Annotated in this window: 20 protein-coding genes, 1 tRNA gene and 1 pseudogene; 11 read left to right on the forward strand and 11 right to left on the reverse strand. The window is 62.8% G+C overall.

The window, feature by feature from the left end; all coding sequences use genetic code 11:
- Positions 1-29 precede the first annotated feature (29 nt).
- The 5 genes and pseudogenes from ABIE45_RS04615 to ABIE45_RS04635 all read right to left on the reverse strand — a co-directional run.
- Positions 30-1,094, reverse strand: coding sequence for a transglycosylase SLT domain-containing protein (locus tag ABIE45_RS04615; RefSeq protein ID WP_192711757.1), 1,065 nt, complete (start codon positions 1,092-1,094; stop codon positions 30-32).
- A 125-nt stretch (positions 1,095-1,219) separates the two neighbouring features.
- Positions 1,220-2,278, reverse strand: coding sequence for a L,D-transpeptidase family protein (locus ABIE45_RS04620; RefSeq protein WP_373622170.1), 1,059 nt, complete (start codon positions 2,276-2,278; stop codon positions 1,220-1,222).
- 237 nt (positions 2,279-2,515) lie between these two features.
- Positions 2,516-2,770 carry a tyrosine-type recombinase/integrase gene (locus tag ABIE45_RS04625; protein WP_373622171.1) on the reverse strand — a complete coding sequence of 85 codons (255 nt, stop codon included), beginning with the start codon at positions 2,768-2,770 and terminating at the stop codon, positions 2,516-2,518.
- A complete protein-coding gene (locus tag ABIE45_RS04630; RefSeq protein ID WP_373622172.1) occupies positions 2,725-2,988 on the reverse strand; it encodes a hypothetical protein in 264 nt (87 codons plus the stop codon). Before ABIE45_RS04630 ends, ABIE45_RS04625 begins: the two co-directional genes overlap by 46 nt.
- Positions 2,989-3,626: 638 nt before the next feature.
- Positions 3,627-4,151, reverse strand: a pseudogene (locus ABIE45_RS04635) (IS110 family transposase); the annotation flags it as partial.
- Positions 4,152-4,347: 196 nt separating this feature from the next.
- On the opposite strand from ABIE45_RS04635, the gene ABIE45_RS04640 reads away from it, so the two are divergent.
- From ABIE45_RS04640 to ABIE45_RS04655, 4 genes are all read left to right on the forward strand, one after another.
- A tRNA-Arg gene (locus tag ABIE45_RS04640) sits at positions 4,348-4,424 on the forward strand.
- A gap of 307 nt (positions 4,425-4,731) precedes the next feature.
- Entirely contained in the window at positions 4,732-5,118 is a 387-nt protein-coding gene (locus ABIE45_RS04645) for a hypothetical protein (protein ID WP_192709773.1), read from the forward strand.
- A 178-nt stretch (positions 5,119-5,296) separates the two neighbouring features.
- Positions 5,297-5,956 (forward strand): carboxymuconolactone decarboxylase family protein, encoded by a 660-nt coding sequence (locus tag ABIE45_RS04650; protein ID WP_192709772.1) that lies wholly within the window; start codon positions 5,297-5,299, stop codon positions 5,954-5,956.
- Positions 5,957-6,018: 62 nt separating this feature from the next.
- Entirely contained in the window at positions 6,019-6,264 is a 246-nt protein-coding gene (locus tag ABIE45_RS04655) for a hypothetical protein (protein ID WP_192709771.1), read from the forward strand.
- A gap of 1,159 nt (positions 6,265-7,423) precedes the next feature.
- On the opposite strand, the gene ABIE45_RS04660 is transcribed toward ABIE45_RS04655, so the two are convergent.
- Positions 7,424-7,651: a hypothetical protein gene (locus tag ABIE45_RS04660; protein ID WP_192709770.1), complete on the reverse strand. Its 228-nt coding sequence runs from the start codon at positions 7,649-7,651 to the stop codon at positions 7,424-7,426.
- Between the two features lie 331 nt (positions 7,652-7,982).
- Between ABIE45_RS04660 and ABIE45_RS04665 the strand changes: the two genes are divergently transcribed.
- From ABIE45_RS04665 to ABIE45_RS04690, 6 genes are all read left to right on the forward strand, one after another.
- Entirely contained in the window at positions 7,983-8,246 is a 264-nt protein-coding gene (locus tag ABIE45_RS04665) for a hypothetical protein (RefSeq protein WP_192709769.1), read from the forward strand.
- A 169-nt stretch (positions 8,247-8,415) separates the two neighbouring features.
- Positions 8,416-8,667 (forward strand): hypothetical protein, encoded by a 252-nt coding sequence (locus tag ABIE45_RS04670; protein WP_192709768.1) that lies wholly within the window; start codon positions 8,416-8,418, stop codon positions 8,665-8,667.
- 672 nt (positions 8,668-9,339) lie between these two features.
- Positions 9,340-9,567, forward strand: coding sequence for a hypothetical protein (locus ABIE45_RS04675; protein ID WP_192709767.1), 228 nt, complete (start codon positions 9,340-9,342; stop codon positions 9,565-9,567).
- Positions 9,568-9,713: 146 nt separating this feature from the next.
- Positions 9,714-9,953, forward strand: coding sequence for a hypothetical protein (locus tag ABIE45_RS04680; RefSeq protein WP_192709766.1), 240 nt, complete (start codon positions 9,714-9,716; stop codon positions 9,951-9,953).
- A 139-nt stretch (positions 9,954-10,092) separates the two neighbouring features.
- Complete coding sequence (locus ABIE45_RS04685) at positions 10,093-10,266, forward strand: hypothetical protein (protein ID WP_192709765.1); 174 nt, start codon at positions 10,093-10,095, stop codon at positions 10,264-10,266.
- A 143-nt stretch (positions 10,267-10,409) separates the two neighbouring features.
- Positions 10,410-10,718: a DUF3761 domain-containing protein gene (locus tag ABIE45_RS04690; protein WP_373622173.1), complete on the forward strand. Its 309-nt coding sequence runs from the start codon at positions 10,410-10,412 to the stop codon at positions 10,716-10,718.
- Positions 10,719-10,758: 40 nt separating this feature from the next.
- Here ABIE45_RS04690 and ABIE45_RS04695 read toward each other — a convergent pair whose 3' ends face one another.
- Positions 10,759-10,998, reverse strand: a complete 240-nt coding sequence (locus ABIE45_RS04695) for a hypothetical protein (RefSeq protein WP_192709763.1) — start codon at positions 10,996-10,998, stop codon at positions 10,759-10,761.
- Between the two features lie 227 nt (positions 10,999-11,225).
- The gene (locus tag ABIE45_RS04700) at positions 11,226-11,972 is read right to left on the reverse strand and encodes a Crp/Fnr family transcriptional regulator (protein WP_192709762.1); all 747 of its coding nucleotides are present in this window, start codon (positions 11,970-11,972) and stop codon (positions 11,226-11,228) included.
- 346 nt (positions 11,973-12,318) lie between these two features.
- Here ABIE45_RS04700 and ABIE45_RS04705 point away from each other — a divergent pair, with 346 nt between their 5' ends.
- Positions 12,319-12,579 carry a hypothetical protein gene (locus ABIE45_RS04705; protein WP_192709761.1) on the forward strand — a complete coding sequence of 87 codons (261 nt, stop codon included), beginning with the start codon at positions 12,319-12,321 and terminating at the stop codon, positions 12,577-12,579.
- A gap of 177 nt (positions 12,580-12,756) precedes the next feature.
- On the opposite strand, the gene ABIE45_RS04710 is transcribed toward ABIE45_RS04705, so the two are convergent.
- The 3 genes from ABIE45_RS04710 to ABIE45_RS04720 are packed head-to-tail and all read right to left on the reverse strand — an operon-like array spanning position 12,757 to position 14,439.
- Positions 12,757-13,149, reverse strand: coding sequence for a hypothetical protein (locus tag ABIE45_RS04710; RefSeq protein WP_192709760.1), 393 nt, complete (start codon positions 13,147-13,149; stop codon positions 12,757-12,759).
- Between the two features lie 16 nt (positions 13,150-13,165).
- A complete protein-coding gene (locus ABIE45_RS04715; protein WP_192709759.1) occupies positions 13,166-13,660 on the reverse strand; it encodes a hypothetical protein in 495 nt (164 codons plus the stop codon).
- Positions 13,660-14,439 carry a TIGR04255 family protein gene (locus ABIE45_RS04720; RefSeq protein ID WP_192709758.1) on the reverse strand — a complete coding sequence of 260 codons (780 nt, stop codon included), beginning with the start codon at positions 14,437-14,439 and terminating at the stop codon, positions 13,660-13,662. Before ABIE45_RS04720 ends, ABIE45_RS04715 begins: the two co-directional genes overlap by 1 nt.
- Positions 14,440-14,455 lie beyond the last annotated feature (16 nt).

The following is a 14,455-nucleotide window of genomic DNA, read 5'->3' on the forward strand; positions in this document are numbered from 1 at the left end:
AGCTTCCGCGCTGAACAGGAACCGGGTACTCAGGTCTTCAGAACGAGGCAGGCACCACCCACGGTTTGGATTTTAGCGCATAGCGCATCAGCCTGCTCCCGGCTCTGAGCCGGAATGCGGATCCGGTAGAACGCTTGTGTACCACGGCTGCGCATTCGCGTGCCGATGACCATCGGGCGCGTCTGCCCAATGACCTTGGCGTAGGTTGCCTGCGCTTGTGAGAAGCTCCGCAGGGCGAGCGCCTTCGAGAAGTTCGCGGCGAGCTGAATGCCCCAGGGTCCCCAGGGCGGTGGGACCGGCTTCTCGACAGGGCTGGTACCGTGATCGCGGGCATACCGGTTCTCGCCCGACGGTGGACGCTCGGCGAAGCGATCAGCTCGGGACGGGATCTGCAGAGCCGCGGTCACTTGCATGCAGGTTTGTGGCGTTTCCTGCCGCGCGGCTCTCGGTTTCCCCGCAGCTTCGACCTTGCGCTCTGCATCGTTCGCTTTCGCGGCAGCTATCTCCGGGGGACCGGCCTTTCGCGAATCTCCGGTGGGCTTGCTGAGCTTGTTCTGTTCACTCGCGTGATTAGCCTCCGGTGGGCCAATCTCATCACTTTTGCCGCCACGCCATTCCTCGGCCGGGCTGCCGGTGATCCAGTGCACGTAGGCGCGGGTCTCAGCCGGCAGGTCGCCGCTGCCCGCAAGCCAGTTCGTCACGCGTTGCGCGCCACCGTTGTAGGCCGCAGCTGCGAGCCCGAGATTTCCGAACCGTCGCTTGAGGTCAGCGAGGAGATGCGCTGCGTGCGGGATCGCCTGTTCGGGGTCGAATGGATCGAGAAGGCCACGCTCCTGTGCAGTACCGGGCATGAATTGCGCCACCCCCTGCGCACCGGCCGAGCTCACGACACCGACGCGGAAACTGCTCTCGCGCCAGATCAGCCGGGTTAAGAACGGCACCGGCAGATTGCGAGCCTTGGCTGAGCCCTCGATGAGACGGCAGAGCGCCTGCTCCACGGTCTCGGTCGAACTCTCAGAGGGCGCAGCCCAGGCGGGCGTCGCGAGAACGACGGCGCTGAGCGCCGCCGCTGGTGTGAGGAGCAGCTTCGGCATGATCAGGACGCGGCTGTAACGCGTCCCGCCGGAATTGCGATCCGTTACGCGTTGACGTGCTCTACAGCCGGGCGGGCGTGCCCAGAGCCGCTTTACCGGGTCCAGCCACCGCCAGATCCCATCGGCTAAATGTCAGACGATGCGCGCCGTGTATGATGAGCACGCGCGTCGGCCGTGCGGCCCCGTGCTGCTCTTCCTGCCGCCGCACCGTTGGTGACCACGACCTTGGTCGTGCCCGCACCCTCAGCCCGCACGAGCGTGAACAGCGCGGCAGCATGGGACGGCGCAAGTCGGACGCATCCGTGCGAAGCCGGTCGACCGAGCTGGCGTGTGGCGCGGCTGCTATGGATGGCGTGCCCGGCTGCTGTGAAGAAGATCGAATAGGGCATCGGGGCGTCATCCCACTCCTTGGAGTAGTGCACCTTTGCCAGCCACAAAGGGTGGAACGTGCCTGCCGGGGTCCTGTAGGGCGCTCGTGCCGTTGAGACCGCCCACGAGTAGCGCAGCTTCCCATCTACCGTCACCCGCATGCGCTGGGTGGCCTTGTCGACCGTGATCAGTACGCGTGCAGGAGCCGCAACAACGGGCCTCGTGACCTCGCCAACCAGCGGCGTTCCTGGCGGGGGTTCAGAGGCAACAGGGGGAGCGCTCGAAGGATCGGGAGACAGGGTTGCTGAGAGTGGCACATCTGGAGCGCCTGTCGTGATCGGTGGAGCTGTGGTGGAGTTCGCGACGGGAGCCGCGTGGGTGGTGCTGTCCGACCGCTCCGGTGATGGATCTACAACCGCTACGGTCCCAGGAGCCGCTGGGGCACTTGTCTTGGTAGCTTCTAAGGACCCTCCTGCAGCATCGCCGGAGACAGTGAGCGGGTTTCGCAGTTCGGGGCTGGGTGCAGGCTTCTGGGAAGCCGAAGCTTGTTCTGCTGACGCGACTGGAGGGGAAGCGCTCACGGCCGCAGCTCTTTGTTGATCGAGCTTGCGCTGCGCGTTCAGCTTCTCAGCTTGCTCCGCCTTCTCCTTTTGCCGTCGTTCCGCCGCTTCCCGTGCGAGCCGCTTATCTAGCTCCAGGCGATCACGTTTTGCCTCTTCAAGAACCTTGAAGGGATCGACGAACTGGGCGGAGGCCAGGTTCGCGCCGGCCGTCATGAGTATGCACGATGCGATCAGCAGCTGAACAACGCGCATCGTTTTTCTCCGGCTGAAACACCAAGCGTGGCCGTGTTGGGATAATCGGCCCTTATAGCCAAGGTTCCGGGCACGGTCTGACAAAGTGGTATCGGGAGCTTAGCAGTGGCGATCTGCGCGACGAGCAGGGAGCGCTACTCGACTTCCACCTACGGTCCTAAACGCGCCGATTCCTGTCTCGTACCGCAGGCGGCTGACGGTGGTCGCAACCGCGATGGGCTGATACCGCGGTCGTGGTCAGAGCACCTCGACAGCCGCACGCATCATCTCGTCGTTGACGTCGATGTAGCGCTGCGTGGTCGAGAGATGGCGGTGACTTGCGAGCATCATGATGGCCTTAGGCGAAATCCCGGCATGTGCGAGGCGGGTGATGAACCATCTCCGGCCGCTGTGGCTTGAGCCGCCATCCAGGCCGGCCTGATCGTAGAACCCGCGCATGAGCTGACTCAGCGTGTTCGGGCTGAAGGCCGTGCGCTTCTGGGTGACGAGCACGGGCTGGTGCGCGGGGGCGGTGCCGGCAGCGTGGACCGGAATTGCTCGATCTCACGTCGCAGTCGAGCGTTCATGAACACCACCCGCGCGTGCCCGCCCTTCGTCACGGCCGCGCTCAGCCGGAGCTGCTCGCGCGCCCTCCCCTGGGCATCGAGGAGATCGCCCCAACGGAGCGCCGCGATCTCGCCGACGCGTAGGCCAGCAAGGTAGCTGAGCATCAGCGCGGCTCGATTTCTTCGGCCGTGCCTCCCTGCCCTACCACCGCTACCAAGCGTTTGAACTCAGCCTCCGTGGGTACGCGCGCCTGCTTCACCGAAACCTCACACTTTGTGCGCCATCGCAGCAAAGCATGATGTTTCCAGATTGAGCACGAAGCGAGCGCCGATATTAGTTCAACAATCCAAGCAGCTTAGCCCCGAACATCATAAAAGTTGTATTTTATGATGTTTACGGCTCTCACGGATCTACGGCCGAGCTGCCCCCAATGATGCTGGGAAGCGTTTGCTGCCGCGTAGGGCCCTCCTCGGGCTACCGGAAGGTCGGCTAACCGACAATCTGGGCGGCCATGAATGTCGGAATCTGGCCGTAAGCGGCCTGTCCTGTGTGGATGGCTCCCGCATTGCAAGTGGCGAATTGAGCTTCTGACGCGTTGGTCGGGTGCAGTCTTGTGTCCGGCTGTTGATGCAGTCGTTCATGTTGACCGCTGGCCCTGATGGTATCCGCGAGCTGGGTCCCACTCTGCTTTGCGGGCTATGATGCCCTGGACAGGCGGCGGGGTGTCCCGGCTCCCGGTCTGACCGGTTCGCCATCAACTCTCATCGTCCTCGCAACCTGGAAACGTCTCCCCTGCGTGCTGTCAGGCGGCCGTGGCCGCCGGTGCGCGGTAGGTGCCGCCGCGGGTCATGATCGCCCAGGCGACCCGCGCCGTGCGATTGGCCGCCGCAACAGTCACCACACGCACCGGCTTACGCTGCAGCAGCGCCGGCAGCCGCGGGTCGACCGAGGTCGGTGTCGTCTTCGCACGCCGGATCAGAGAGGTCATGCCGACTACGAGCAGCCGGCGCAGGTAGCGGTCGCCCATGCGCGAAATCCGGCCCAGGCGGTCCTTGCCGCCACTGCAGTTCTGCCGTGGTGTCAGGCCCAACGAGGCCGCGAACTGCCGACCGGAGCGGAAGCGTTCGGGCTCGCTCACCGAGGCGGCCAACGCGGTGGCCGAGACGATGCCGACACCCGGGATCGTCGCCAGGCGCTGCGACAGGTCGCTGTCCCGATGCCAGGCGAGCAACTCCTTCTCCAGTCGGGTGAGTTGGATCTGCAAGGCACCGATCTGATCGGCCAACCCGGTCACCACGCGCTGGGCTAACGGCGGCACCTCCCGCTTCCGGCCAATGCGTAACTCGGACGGTATTCGGACGGCCAGGGACATCGTTCACCGGCAAAACGGGGATCCACCGCCAAAACCGGTTCACCGCTATGAGCTTGGCATTTTCAGCCTCTCTCCAAGACGGAAAGTGCGTGGTGGCGGAAACGCTTGACCGAGGGCGGAACCCGTGGCTTTTGGGGCTTCCTGACCTCCTGACTCCGTAGCTCAGCTGGATAGAGCAGCCGCCTTCTAAGCGGCAGGTCGTAGGTTCGAGCCCTACCGGGGTCGCCAGAATTTACCCCGCCCTGTCAATGACTTGGCGGGTTTTTCTTTGCGACGAAGGCCTTTTCTGCGTCCGCAACACGTCGCAACACAGATCCTTGTTTTACAATGGGTTACGCTGTGAGCCGACGCGATTGCGGTTGCTCCAAGCAACACGGGCGCAACACGAAGGGCATTGCCGAGCGCACTCTGTGAGATGTCTGCCAGGGTTCAGACAGCTAGTCCGACGCATGAGCGTTGAGGCTTGAGCGCGCCCGCTTGGCTGCTAGCTGACGAGGTGGCCGGCTCAGTCCGGTGCCCTGCGCCGGAGGGTCCTATGCGCGTTCTGATGGTGGGCTATGAACCGGAGGCGGTCGACTTCTCGGACCCAGCTCTCCCGCCCGGGCTGAACGCCGAGAAGATCCACCACGGGATCAAGGTGGCACTGGAGGAAATGCGCGGCCGCGGCTGGACCGCCGAGCAGTGCTTCATCCGGCCAGACGATCAGGCCGGCCCAATCCTGAAGCAGATGCTTACATCAGGCTCCTACGACTGCCTCGTGATCGGCGCCGGCATACGCTCCTGGCCGCGGCACCTGCCGGTGTTCGAGACCCTCATCAACACAGCCCGGGAGGCTGCGCCGAGGGTCCCGATCGCCTTCAACACCCGGCCTGAAGATAGCGGGGACGCTGTCGAGCGAGTGTGCGGTAAGAGGTCCCTCTGACCGAGCTCCCTTCGCTCACGGCGACCCAGCAGCACGAGGAAGCCGAAGAAAGTCAGGGCTGAAGCAACCAGGTCGGACTGTGCGAGCTGGGTCGAGGCACTGGATCTCTGCGGAGGCATGACGGACTATCCCTCAACACAGAGGCGCGCCTGAGCGCGCCCGCGTCAGGGAGGGATCCATGAGCCTGCTCAGCACCAAAAGCATCGCTGCCGTCGCTATAGTGGCGGCCGCCGGGGGATGGTTCGCGGCTCAATCATCCTCGGGCGCATTCGGTCGCGAACCTCGCTTCCCTCAGCTGACGATGGATCAACTCACGCCGGCTCAGCGTCCGGTCGGCGAGAAGATCATGAAGGTTTCGAGCGTCGGGATCGGAGGCCCGTACAACCCGATGATCCGTAGCCCCGAGATGGCCCAGCGGATGTACGACCTTCTCGATTACCTGCGTTGGCATACCTCGGTGCCCACACGGCTGAATGAGTTCGCTATCCTGATCCAGGGGCGCCTCTGGCGCTCCCAGGTCGAATGGTATGCCCACTACCCTCTGGCGATCAAAGCTGGCCTCTCCGAGCAGGTCGCAGCCGACCTTAAGGCGAACAAGCGGCCGGAAGGCATGAAGCCCGACGAGGCCGCCGTGTACGACTTCTGCATGGAGCTCTCCACGAAGCAGGCGGTCTCGGACGAGACCTTCGCACGCGCCAAGGCCGTGCTTGGAGACCAAGGCGTCGTCGATCTGACCACGCTCACCGGCACCTACGTGACGGTCGCGATGCTGCTGAGCATGGCCGAGGAGAGCGTGCCGCCGGGCAAGGAGCCGCCGTTCAAACCCGGAGAACGGTGAGCTGATTGGGGCGGCCCATTGAGCACGGGCTGAGGCCTGCATGACACTGGATCATTGGCGCAATGACAAAGCTACCGCTCGGCATGCTTCCTCGAGGGCTGAGTCGCGAGCAAGCCGCGGAGTATTGCGGCTGCGATTCGTTGTCTGCCTTCGACGATTGGGTCCGGAAGGGGATCGTGCCTAAAGCCATGAAGGGTACGAACCGCTGGGATCGTAAGGCGATCGACCGCGCGCTTGATCGCCATTCCGGTTTAGTCGCTGACAACGGACCGTCTTTCGACGAGTGGGCCGCCGAGCACATTGGCTGACGCGTGTTCGGGCACAGCGAGGTGCTAGGCGTGCGGCTGCGCAAGGCATAGCAGCCTGGTTCCTCAGCTCTTCTCACCCTTGGGCTTTTTCACCGGGCGTGACCGCTCCTTCGAAGCTGCGATCGCTTGGGCGGCCCCTGGATCAATAACTTGACCCTTGTTCCGCCGCTCCCGCGCGGCGGCGAGTATCCGGGCGACACCCTCTGCCGCTGCTCGGTCTTGAAGCGTAGGCTGCCTAGAAGCCTCGATCTCCCGAGCTGCGCGCTCCTCCGGGCTCGAATCCTCGACCGACCATCTCGGGCTCTCTGAGGCCCGCAGGATCGCGTCCAAGGTAGCCCAGCGCCAGCGCACGCAGCTGGGCGAGATGCGTATCGGCGGCGGCAGGAGGCCCCGTCGGACGTAATCGTCCACGGTGCTCTCGCTGATCATCAGCTCGGCTGCGAGGGCGGACTTGGTGAGGTAGGAGGCAGGGGGCATCGATACGAGATAGGCTGCGACCTTGGCCTGTCATTGCGGATCTTGCCTGCGCGCCCGAGCACCGCCTGTGCGATGGCTCGCTGAGCTGGCCTTATGCTCGACCGTGATTCGCAAATCTTCGTCCAAGAGCTGCAGCCGGTCGAGAAAGGCGCACACCTTAGGCCAGTAGCGGCCGCCGAATTGGGGGTCGACCTTCGGCAGGCCCCGGCGCTCGAGCACAATGGCGAGCGAAGGCCACAACCTCGCGCGCGTCGGCCCGAGGATCAGTTTTGCGATCTCGGGCTCTCCTGGAAACAGGCAGCTTGGGTGCAGTCCGGTCAGCTTCTGTGCGCGAGGCATCATCTCTCCCGGTGTTGCGAGCTGCCGCCACATAGACAGCGAGTGGCAATCCGATCGTCGTTGAGCAGCCTATCGCTTCCCGGTGGTGATATGATCGTGCTGATCGGCCTACTCGTCGGCGGCTGGGTCGCGGACCGGCAGCGGCCGCCCTGATCGGAACCGCGTCGCTGCCCGCGCGTCTACCAGCATCCCAAGGCAGCAACCTCGAACCGCCCGGCCCCGGCCGAGGCGGTTTTTTCGTGCGCGACGTCCGGGTGGCCCGCCGCTTGCGACTCGTCCGCCGTTCCTCTCAAGACCACTTCAGCCCCGCCGGCACCGCCGCGCGGGGCTTTTCGTGCCGTATCTACTCGGAAGCTTTCCACTCCTGGCCAGTCTCGCGAATTACCTCGGCGATCGCAGGACCGGAATCCGGTCCAAGCGAGGCAGCTTCCGCTTCGGCCGCCCGTACCACTCTCGCGGCCTCTGTGTTCGTCACCACTCCGGTGCTGATCAGCAACTTCCCGAGATGCTTGACCAGAAGCGCTGCCGCAATGGCATTCTCCTGAGCACCTTTCGTGATGTGGACCGACATCGGCTCCCCGCAGCATCCGCAGCCGGGGACCCAACTAGGGCCGATCTCGCTACGACAACCGTTGGCAGCGAACGAATTTCGAGTTGCGCCGTTAGGCAGCCATGTCGGAGCCTAGGAAGCCTACCGATCTTGAACGCGATCGCCTCCATCGCAGGATGGCGCTCAGCATAGCTTTGGATGAGCAGTTACTCGCGTCTCTTGCAGTTGCTGCAGACATGCTACGCAAGGCAGATGACCCCAGCGCGGTTGATGTCGAGCGTGTGATTAGAAACAATCGTGTCGGTATCATAAAACAGCGCGCCATACTCGGTGCCGCAGGGATAAAGGTCTGATGAGTTCGCCGCGCATCTACGTTGTTCGAAGCATGCGGCCTCACGGCAACGTTACCTACAACTGTCCGACCGCTGAGTGGGCGCTGAAGAAGCTGCGGGACTTTACCGCTCGAGGCGACGCCAACATCACTGCTCTGGACCCAGATGGCAGACCGATGTCCGAAGCTGACCTGATCGGCTGCATCGAGGGCTCCGGGGCAGCGTCTACCGAAGATGCGCTGCCTGCTGCACCGCAGAACACTCGTCAGCCGGCCTTCTCTTAGGCTAGCGCCACGCCCATCCGGTTCGCCGGCGCGGGCTTTTTCGTGTCGGTCGCGGTCGGCAGAAGACGCGGCCGCTGCACCCAAACTCTTCAATTGATGTGGACCCAATCCGCGTGAGGCCGAAGCTGCACGGCATTGCCCTCTGAGACCACGTCGCGGGGAGTGCCGAATGCCGCGCTACTTCTTCGATTATGAGGACGACGAATTCTACCCTGACGAGGATGGGATCGAATGCACCGATCTCGCTCGCGCGCGCCGAGAGGCGACGTTAAGCTTATCCGAGATGGCCCGGTACGCGATCCCCTCGGACGGGGGTAGCAAAACCGTCTCCATGACCGTGCGTGATGAGGCAGGAGAATCGGTATACACGGCGACCCTGACGTTCGCCGGATCTAGGCTGGACGGATTGACGTCCTCGTGAGGCGCCGCCGGCGCTGCCGTGTGGGGCTTTTTGTATCTGCGGCCTCAGGCTCAACTGAAGATACGGAACGTCAACCAAGCCGAAGCAGGTTCTAACCAGCGATCAGCCGGGCGGTTGAGCGGCGGCAGAGCAGCATCGTTCCCGTACACCGGTGCGGCCTCGCCGCCGCAGTCGCATAAGCCCGCCCGGGTCCCATCCGGGCGGGCTTCTATCATTTGATAAGGCAACGACGTCGGCCCGCCTCAGGTGAGCGCCTGCGGATGCGGCGATGGCGTTCCGGAATATCGCTTTGGGTCCAGAGGGCAGCCGGTATGGACCCTGCGGTGGCTAAATTGCCGAGTGCCATTATCAGCGTATGACCCCGAGAATACCACGGCGCCGTGGCAGGACGGGCAGCGCTTGAGTGCCATGACGTAGACGCCTTTCGCTTCAGCGCTGCTGATCAAGCGCCAGACGCCGTCGATCTTCGCTTCGCAGGTCTGAGCAGTGGACTTCGTCATGTCACTGAGGTGCCATGCGGGAGCCGCTGGCGCTAGCCTACAGTCAAAGCAGTTTTTCGTGCGCGCGATCATTCAATCGGGTGATGGCAGAGCGAGCCCAGCGGCTACATTGGGACTTCGCGCCAGCGACCGGAAGCTGCGTGCGCTCCTTCTCAGATCAACGGAGAGCGATATGCCGCGCTACTTCTTTGAAATCGACGAGGGTCGCAATACGCTCGATGAAAAATTCATAGATTGCGCTGATCTTCAGGCCGCGGTTCAGCATGCCAAGCGTGCACTCTGTGAAATTATTGTTGATGAAGTACGCAAAGTTGGCGAAAGCTGCCCTCATGAGATATTGATTAGGAGTGAAGACGACCGCACCGTATACTCGGGCATCATGAAATACACTGCGGCTTGAATGACTCGGTAGTGCCTCAACTGGGTTTAGCAACCCTCTTCAGTGCCGCGATCTGCCAGAGGCACAAACTGAATTTAATATACCGCAGAACTGGGTGCCCAGCCGTGAGTTGACCACGTCCAGCCAACGGACGGAGAGCGGTTCGCGTGCCTCGCTACTACTTCGACATCCACGATGGCGAGCTCCAGCGCGATGGAGAAGGCCTGGAATGCGAGAATGTGGAAGCGGCTCGTGAGAAGGTCATGGCGAGCCTGTCCGACGTCGCGGAGTTGATCACCTCGGGCTACGGCGACAATCAAGCGGTTACGGTGACAGTCCGTGATGAGGAGGGCTGCCGAGTCTATGCGGGGACGCTCACATTCACCGGCACCAGGCTGGACAGGTAGGCTCCTTCGAAGCGCTCGCTGGCACCGGGCGCGGGGCTATTTCATCTCCTCTTGCTGGACGCGGAGACAATCCGCGGAACCTACGTCAGCGATCACCTCTTGATCTGCCAAAGCCCGATTGGCTCAGCAAGAGGTATCTATGACCATCTTTCAGGTGAGGCAGAAGAGCAGCCGCGCGGTCCTCTGGACGGGGCAGGCCGACAGCGCCGATCGGGCGCTCGACGTTGCGGCGCAGGCAGCCGGGTATCATGCTTTTGCCGAGCTGCCGGCTGATGTGCGAGCCGACATGGCGGCTGAGGCTGTGACTGTCTGACTTCCAGGATACTACCCTCTGAAGCCCCGCCGGCACCGCCGCGCGGGGCTTTTTCGTCCCGGGCTGTGTAGTCGGCACAACGGACGCCCGAAGCGATCACGGATACTGCATTTTCCGGCGCGATTACGCCTCGGAGCATGCAGATGAAGTTCAGGCTGGTCACCTTTGCGCTCCTCGGCGCCGGAATCCTTGTGCACGCGCCTGCCGCCCTGGCCCGCGAGTGCAAGCTCTTCACACCGGACGAGCTGAAGGGCGGCACCTATTCCAACCGCGATGGCTGCGTGGTTCCTCGCCCAGAGCATGCCAAAGGACCGGGCTGCTCCAAACCGCAGGATGCCACAGCTCACTGCCGGGATGGGGACTGGAGCTTCAGCCAACATCGCCAAGGCACCTGCTCGCGGCACGGCGGGGTAGGATGCTGGGTTTCAGCCAGCAACAGCTGCTGCCCGTAACCTTCAGCTCGCCCGGTCCGCCGGCGCGAGCTTTTTCGTTTCAAGGCCTGCGAGCGTCAGTCGCCGCCCAGAGCTGACCTATTTCGTGCATCACCAGAAAGGCGCCAGGGGTCGCGACGGTCGGATGAACCGTGGCGCCGCCCTGCGCGGCCTTAATCAGGGCCGCAGCCTCTTTATGGGTCATCAGTCCCTTGGTGATCATGAGCTCGCCCAGCCCGGAGACCACCATACCGCTGGCCATTGAAATCTCACGCGCGTCGCGCCCTTGGAAGTTCGACATCGCTTGTCCCTCTCGGGCAGACTGAGGCCCGCGCGGGACGCCGGAGTTGGCCGTCCCGTCACGGCCCGGTCACCGTCGCTGCCCATCCTACTCCTCGATCCGCGTTGCGTATCGGGTCGGTTTATGTCGGTCGATCAGGTCTGCCGCTTAGTACTTTCGCGCTAGGTTCGGAGCGAGGGGCGAACAGACCTTAGCCTTGCGGACGCGGACGTTCCGGAGAAGCCGGTCTACGACGTGCCCGAGAGCACACGTTCGTCGTTCTTGCGTCGCTTGAGGTGGAGGTACTTCGGATCGAACTCCGCAAAGGCCATCAGCCGCTCTACGTTCGGGATGTAAAGGCGCCTGCTCTTCCATTCGAGCAGGCCCTGGGAACGCAGGTCCTGAAGAACCCGATTCACGTGCACGCCACTGATACCCAGTGTGTCTGCGAGATCATCCTGGGTGATCGGGAACGCGAAGCTACCGTCGCTTACGAGGCCAACCATTCGCAGGCGCACGAGCAACTCGCAGACGAGATGCGCCATCTGCCGGTCGGCATCGCGTTGCCCCATGTTGACGAGCCACGCACGCAGCGTGCCCTCGTCGACCAGGGTGGCCCACCACAGCGCTCGCGTGATGCGGGGATGGTGGGCTGTGAGATCCTCAATCGCGGAGCGCGGGATGTCTACGATGGTGCAGCCCCAGCCGGTGCCGATGCTGTGGTCCATCTCGCCAAGGATGGCGACATGCAGGTCGCAGAAATCGCCCGGCACCAGGAAAGCCATGATCTGGCGCCGTCCATCGGCAAGGGTCTTGTAGCGGCAGGCGAAGCCTTCCATGACGAGGTGCACGTTCTCGGGCCGCTCGCCTTCGGTGCTGATGTCCGAACGCCGTGGGACACGGCGGGTCTTTCTGGTGAGGTCCTGGAGGACGGCACGGTCGTTGTCTGTCAGACGCGCCCCGTATTCCAGCTTCATGATCAGCGGATTGGACATTTGCTCCCCTCGCGGCTCGGCCATGCTGAAACCGAGGAACCGTGAGGCTTCCTCCCGCCATCAGCCGATCGTCGCTCCGATACCGCTCTCCTGTACGCGCGGGGCAAAACCCCAATCCAAAACAAGTTCCGCTTTGTTACATATGTGAGGCGTTTAAGCTTCTATCAGCAGTTGTGGCGCGCGGCTTCAATTAACTCAGCTCTCGCAGCCACGTAACGTGCAATTCAAACGTGCGTTATAGCGCTCTTCGGTTGCATGTGGCACAGGAAGTAACTGTCGGCCGATTGATCGTAGGCGCTGGCGGCTGGGAGAGGCGCGTGCTCCCGCCTGCGGCGCGGAGGGCCTAATGCCTCGCTTTTTCATCGACACGTTCGACAGCATCGTCGCCATAGATGACGTCGGCCACGAATTGCCGGACGAGGCTGCCGTGTGGGCGGTTGTCCGCAAGACTTTGGCCGACATGCTCAGGTTCGAGCACAAGGGGCGGTCCGCTGCCCAGTACCGGGCTGAAGTTCGCGACGCAGCCGGTAAGAGCATCCTGAGCGGCTCTGTGCTCATCGTCATTGAGAAGGCGCCGGAGAGGAAAGCCAACGAGGCGATCGAGTAGCACCGTTTCTCAGCGAAGGTTTCCGACCTCCGCAATGGGTCGCGAGCAGCCGCCGAGCCAAGTTGCGTATCGGCTCGGCTCACACGCTGGTGAGATCGGGCGCTCCCCCGCCCCGTGAGCAGATCGGGGCGGGGCCGAGCGGGCGTGGCGCTCGTGGGCCAAGCAGCAGAGGTGTGCTTATGATTTTGGCTCAAGATGAGCCCATGCAACATCTTTGCTCATTTGCCGTGCAGTGCCAGGAGTCTTATGTCCGACTACCTCAGCATGATACGGGTTAGCCGGATCCTCAATAATTGGCGTATGCACCACAGTCTGCTGCTTAGAGCGGGCGTAGGCGGCTGTGAACCGGGCGAGTGAATAACCAGCGAATTCGCGAAGTGACCAATTATGGTCAAGTCCGTCTTCGCGTAGGAATTCCGCAACGTCCACAGACATGCTCGGATCTCGAAAGACAGCGGAGGATGGGCGTAGCTCCCCCGTGTTCTTGTCTTCCACGACCTGATCAGGACGGACGCGACGGTAAAGCTCCATCGCATCCTCAATCAAGCGCCCGGCGATGTTGCTGGACATGCGCCGCGGCGGTGCTTCAGCGTCTTGTCAGAACCGCTACTGCATTACGCGCAGGAGCGAGATCGCTGGACAGCTCATCCGAAACCGGCTGGTGCTGGCCGGTGTGATCCTCGAACCAGATCTCGCATGCGTATGGTGCGGACACGTGCAGCTCAAGATCGATGCCGCGCTCGTGCCACTCAAACTGCACTCCCGTAGCGGACGGCACGATTGCGGGCATGGGCGTGCGCGGCTGCATGACATCCTGAAGGACCTGCAGCGCAAACATGCCGGTGTCCCGACGCAGTGGGGACGAGCCATAGCCGTCCCAATTCTGCGGCATCTCGATCAGCGAGATGATCTTGCTCATCGCCTCGCGCTGCCAATTCGAATTGAAGCTGCTCTCATACGCACGCATGCGCGAGAAGCTCATAGCTTCGCCAATGGCCGGCCGCGCATCAAGGGCGCCAGAAACCGGCACCCCAAAGCCATCGGGGCGATATTGCCGAGCGATCGCTGAGCTCGCGGCCATCAATCTCCTCCCGACGCCCGTACCGTTGAGGACGTCACACCTTTGAACGCGCGGCCGATCAGATCGTGCGCTTCGTCGAACGTAGCGAATGCTGAGGCAATTGCCACGCCTTCCGGGCGACAGCGAGCTACAATTTCAAGTTGGTAATTCGGCTCGCCGGTAGCGGTGAGCACCGCAGGCGAGAATGAGGTATGTAAGCGCCCGGTCGGCTTGCCGCCAGACGAGATAATATACCGATTCAGCATGTGCGCGGACTCGAACGGCAGGCCGGTGTCAATGGGCTGCCAGAGCGGCGTCACGCGATCCAGGTGCTCATGGACAGCGGCGTCACCGGGGAGCAGGAGCGCGTTGATATAGACGAGCTCGCACTGATTCGGCTGGATCTCGCCTAGGTTCTCGGCCTCGAGAAAATCCTGGACTACGCGAATTTCTGACGCGAACCTATCGCGCATGGCTTCGTAGCCAGGATAAGGCTGCTCCGTGGGATAGCGGCTCCAAACGAGCATCAGCCGGTCCTGCTGAACGTGCAGGTACATGCCGGCATCGTTTCCCTCGAACACGATGCGGGGGACTGGTGCGTTAAACTGGATGTTCAGCTGCGGTACGCCAGCGTTGGGAGGACCGCCGAAGGTCTCGAAAACAGGCGGGATAGGAGGTTGTTCAATACCCTGAAAGTAGCGGTCCCGAAGCTTGCTCCACAGCAGGCCTATGTAGGGTGTGCGCAGCGATCCCAACGTCGCAAATTGAAGCGACATCCGCATTTCGATCAGCGGCGACACAAGCGGCTCGTCACCC

This window comes from Methylobacterium sp. OAE515 (genome assembly GCF_041806315.1).
Lineage (GTDB): Bacteria > Pseudomonadota > Alphaproteobacteria > Rhizobiales > Beijerinckiaceae > Methylobacterium > Methylobacterium tardum.

Excerpts from the sequence above, each read along its gene's own strand:
- ABIE45_RS04615 (WP_192711757.1), bottom strand. The coding sequence starts at position 1,094 with ATGCCGAAGCTGCTCCTCACACCAGCGGCGGCGCTCAGCGCCGTCGTT.
- ABIE45_RS04620 (WP_373622170.1), bottom strand. The coding sequence starts at position 2,278 with ATGCGCGTTGTTCAGCTGCTGATCGCATCGTGCATACTCATGACGGCC.
- ABIE45_RS04630 (WP_373622172.1), bottom strand. The coding sequence starts at position 2,988 with ATGCTCAGCTACCTTGCTGGCCTACGCGTCGGCGAGATCGCGGCGCTC.
- ABIE45_RS04645 (WP_192709773.1), top strand. The coding sequence starts at position 4,732 with ATGCGCGTTCTGATGGTGGGCTATGAACCGGAGGCGGTCGACTTCTCG.
- ABIE45_RS04650 (WP_192709772.1), top strand. The coding sequence starts at position 5,297 with ATGAGCCTGCTCAGCACCAAAAGCATCGCTGCCGTCGCTATAGTGGCG.
- ABIE45_RS04655 (WP_192709771.1), top strand. The coding sequence starts at position 6,019 with ATGACAAAGCTACCGCTCGGCATGCTTCCTCGAGGGCTGAGTCGCGAG.
- ABIE45_RS04660 (WP_192709770.1), bottom strand. The coding sequence starts at position 7,651 with ATGTCGGTCCACATCACGAAAGGTGCTCAGGAGAATGCCATTGCGGCA.
- ABIE45_RS04665 (WP_192709769.1), top strand. The coding sequence starts at position 7,983 with ATGAGTTCGCCGCGCATCTACGTTGTTCGAAGCATGCGGCCTCACGGC.
- ABIE45_RS04670 (WP_192709768.1), top strand. The coding sequence starts at position 8,416 with ATGCCGCGCTACTTCTTCGATTATGAGGACGACGAATTCTACCCTGAC.
- ABIE45_RS04675 (WP_192709767.1), top strand. The coding sequence starts at position 9,340 with ATGCCGCGCTACTTCTTTGAAATCGACGAGGGTCGCAATACGCTCGAT.
- ABIE45_RS04685 (WP_192709765.1), top strand. The coding sequence starts at position 10,093 with ATGACCATCTTTCAGGTGAGGCAGAAGAGCAGCCGCGCGGTCCTCTGG.
- ABIE45_RS04690 (WP_373622173.1), top strand. The coding sequence starts at position 10,410 with ATGAAGTTCAGGCTGGTCACCTTTGCGCTCCTCGGCGCCGGAATCCTT.
- ABIE45_RS04695 (WP_192709763.1), bottom strand. The coding sequence starts at position 10,998 with ATGTCGAACTTCCAAGGGCGCGACGCGCGTGAGATTTCAATGGCCAGC.
- ABIE45_RS04700 (WP_192709762.1), bottom strand. The coding sequence starts at position 11,972 with ATGTCCAATCCGCTGATCATGAAGCTGGAATACGGGGCGCGTCTGACA.
- ABIE45_RS04705 (WP_192709761.1), top strand. The coding sequence starts at position 12,319 with ATGCCTCGCTTTTTCATCGACACGTTCGACAGCATCGTCGCCATAGAT.
- ABIE45_RS04710 (WP_192709760.1), bottom strand. The coding sequence starts at position 13,149 with ATGTCCAGCAACATCGCCGGGCGCTTGATTGAGGATGCGATGGAGCTT.
- ABIE45_RS04715 (WP_192709759.1), bottom strand. The coding sequence starts at position 13,660 with ATGGCCGCGAGCTCAGCGATCGCTCGGCAATATCGCCCCGATGGCTTT.